The sequence below is a fragment of the Streptomyces sp. NPDC059853 genome (assembly GCF_042731495.1).
GTDB lineage: Bacteria > Actinomycetota > Actinomycetes > Streptomycetales > Streptomycetaceae > Streptomyces.
This window is the reverse complement of the sequence record NZ_JBHWJL010000548.1, coordinates 1-1,495: the sequence shown is the minus strand read 5'-3', so window position 1 is coordinate 1,495 and position 1,495 is coordinate 1. Positions and strand designations below refer to the sequence as shown.

Annotated in this window: 1 pseudogene; it reads left to right on the top strand. The window is 75.9% G+C overall.

Annotated elements, in window-relative coordinates:
- Window positions 1–16 precede the first annotated feature (16 nt).
- A pseudogene (locus ACFV5N_RS27750) lies at window positions 17–1,495 on the top strand (hypothetical protein); the annotation flags it as partial.

Here is a 1,495-nt window from a genome sequence, read left to right as displayed (position 1 = left end):
AAGACAAACAGACTCTATGCGTGCCGATCTGGGAAATTATCATAAAATCGAGGTCAGTTCCCCGGACACCGTCGCGCCGCCGGCCCTGCCCGCGGCGCCCGTCCGGACCATGCCGCCGCCGATCGGCTCGCTCGCCGAGCTGGCGGAGCAGGTCGCGCAGTTGCTGACGGCGGTGGGTGACAGTGTCCGGTTCTCGCGGGGTGCCGAGATCGACCCGTTGGCCCTGGAACGCGTCCTGGAGGCGGTGGTGTGCGCGGCGTACCGGGACCGTCCGGGGCTGCTCGCCGCGCTGTCGCCGGTGCTGGACCGGTACGGCATCGTTCCGGGTGAGGACGACGGGCGGCTGCGCCCGACCGGCGACCCGCTCGGGGAATTGCACGATCTGCTCGGCGCTGCCAGCGGGCCGGTCCGTCCGGTCAGCACCCGGCACAGGCTGTTCTGGCGACCGGGTTCCCCGGAACGGGCGCGCGAGGACGCGGATCACTTCTTCGTCACCCGGCTCGGCCCGTGGCGGAAGACGGTGAGCCGGTCACCCGGCCCGGTGCGGGTGCTCTTCCACCGGCTGCGGGAGATCACCATCGGGCTGGTGCACGCCCCGGTGCCGCTGCTGGTGGCGACGCCCACCGCGCCGGACGGGTCGCTGGAGGCGGTGGTGCTGACGGAGCGTCTGGAGCGAGCGGCGCGGGAGGGATGGGTCCCGTGGGAGTACGACCTGCAGCTGGCGCTGCTGCGGCTGCCGCCGGAGCCCGAGCCGCAGCTGGCGGAGCGGGCCACCCGGATCGGCAGCGCCGCCGGGGACCGGCTGGCGGAGTGGCTGAGTTTCGGGGCGGCGGGGGCCACGGTGACCCGGCCCGGGGGCCGCCACGCGATCCGGCTGCGCCTGGCGGCGGAGCCGGCCCGTCCCGGCGTTCCGGCGGCGGGTGAGGACACGCTGCTGACCCTGCTCACCGACTCGCCGGACGCGCGCCGGCATCTGTATCCGCGGGCGCAGCTGGCGGCGTGCTGGCCCCTGCTGTGGCCCTCCCGGCCGGAGGTGATGGCGGCGTTCGTGATGCCGGCCCTGCCGGGCCTGGTGGAGCACGGGACGAACGACAGCTCGGGGATGATCGCCCGGTTGGCGGAGTCGCCCCGGGCGGGCGGCCCGGTGCTGCTGCTGGCGATCACCCTGACGCTGAGCGCGAGGGGCGCCGAGGACCGGGCGGTGGCGGTGGACGCGCTGCTGGCCCTGGCGGCGGGCGGCCGACTGGACGGAGCGGAGCTGGGCGCGGAGCTGGCGGCGCGTGCCGCGCGGGGGGAGATCAAGCTGAGCCGGGTGGTTCCGGCGCTCCGGGAGGCCGCCGGTTCGGGTGCGTACCGCGCGGTGTGGGAGGCGGTGGCCGCGGCGCTGCCGGTGCTGCTGGCGGAGCCGCCGCACCGGCTGGCGGACCTGGTGGCCCTGGGCACCGAGTGCGCGGGGTGGGCCGGTGCCGCCGGTCCGGTGCCCGGTCTGGCGGAG